The 1,541-nt window shown below is 64.6% G+C and carries 1 protein-coding gene and 1 other annotated feature; the gene reads left to right on the top strand.

The genetic code is table 11. The annotated features are described in order from the left end of the window. The first annotated feature begins 147 nt into the window (after nucleotides 1–147). A protein-coding gene (locus tag ACOJSN_RS21760; protein WP_420114577.1) for an IS3 family transposase occupies nucleotides 148–1,373 on the top strand; the annotation gives its coding sequence in 2 pieces (ribosomal slippage) (nucleotides 148–430 and nucleotides 430–1,373; 1,227 coding nt in all). Continuing rightward, nucleotides 420–544: a sequence feature (AL1L pseudoknot), on the top strand. (Overlaps the previous gene by 125 nt.) Nucleotides 1,374–1,541: the final 168 nt, after the last annotated feature.

Raw genomic sequence — 1,541 nt, 5'->3', positions numbered from 1 at the left:
ATGGGTCGCAACCGGGCTTCGCTGCGATCTCGTGAGTCAATTCGATCCTCCACTTTGCGAATACGGCCGGGACCACACTCGGTGCAAGTGGCCTCTCTGAAGCGCCCTGGGTTCCGTTCCGAGTCTCTCCCGAAGGAGAATCGGAACATGCCCAAGAAGTTCAGTCCAGAGCTCCGTGATCGTGCGGTCCGCATGGTCTACGACCGGCACGCCCTCGAAGGTGGTCCCAGAGCGCAGTCGATCCGTGCCGTCGCGCCTCAGCTCGGCGTCGGCGAGGAGACTCTGCGGATCTGGTGCAATCGCTACGGCCCCGCCGAAGGAACGTCCCGCCCGCAAGATTCGCTCGAGGAGGAGAACCGCCGGCTACGGCGCGAGCTTGCCGAGGCGCGCCGTGCGAACGAGATCCTGAAGAAGGCATCAGCGTTTTTCGCAGCGGAGCTCGACCGCCCCACAACGAAATGATCCGGTTCATCGACGTGCACCGTGATCAGTTCGGGGTCGAGGCCATCTGCCGCGTGCTCAGCGCGACAGACTGTGGGTTCCTCACCTCCCGCGGCTATCGAGCCGCGAAGCAGCGCCCAAGCTCTGCCCGGGCCATCCGCGACGAGGTGCTAGTTGGTGAGATCCGAAGGATCCACGCCGAGAACTACGGCGTCCACGGGTATCGCAAGATGCACCAGGCGATGCGCCGGGCCGGTTGGGACATCGGCCGGGACCAGACTGCTCGGTTGATGAAAGTAGTTGGCCTGAAAGGGGTTCGCCGTGGCCGCAAAGCGCTCACGACTACCCCCTCGGGAGTGTCCGATCGTCGTCCTGACCTGGTTGAACGGGACTTCACTGCGCTTGGGCCGAACCAGCTCTGGGTCGCGGACATTACCTACGTTCGCATGCCAACCGGGTTCTGCTATACCGCGTTCATCACGGACGTCTGCACCCGTCGGATTGTCGGCTGGGCCGTCGCGGCCAGCCTCCACACCGAGGCACTGCCGCTGCAGGCTCTCGAGCACGCGCTGCTGAGCACCCGCGCCGAGGCCTCCGGCAGCGGCCTGGTCCATCACAGCGACCGCGGCAGTCAGTACGTCTCGTTGGCGTACTCGGACGCGCTGATCACCGCCGGAGTCAAAGCATCCGTCGGCACCGTCGGCGACAGTTACGACAACGCCCTCGCCGAGACCGTCAACGGTCTCTACAAGGCCGAACTCATCCATCGCCACCGCACCTGGCCGACCGTCACCGCGGTCGAAATCGCGACTCTGGACTGGGTTAACTGGTGGAACACGAAGCGCCTCCACGAGGCACTCGGCTACCGCACCCCGGCCGAAATCGAAGCGTCCTACACTCAACCAAAGACGACCGCGCCCGCGCCCGTCTAACCACGGAACGAAACTCAGGGCGCTTCAGAATCGCGTCTATTTGCTTGGCGGTCAGGGGTGTTCGACTTCGTCTCGTTGGTTCCGTGACTGCCGCGCCGAGTCTAGAGTCGGCCGTGGAGCGCGACGACCCGAGACCCCGTTTCGCCAGGTCCCACACGGCTTCCAGCC

The sequence above is a fragment of the Pseudactinotalea sp. genome (assembly GCF_048594945.1).
Lineage (GTDB): Bacteria > Actinomycetota > Actinomycetes > Actinomycetales > Beutenbergiaceae > Pseudactinotalea.
The sequence above is the reverse complement of the archived record's forward strand: the minus strand, read 5'-3'. Positions and strand labels throughout refer to the sequence as shown.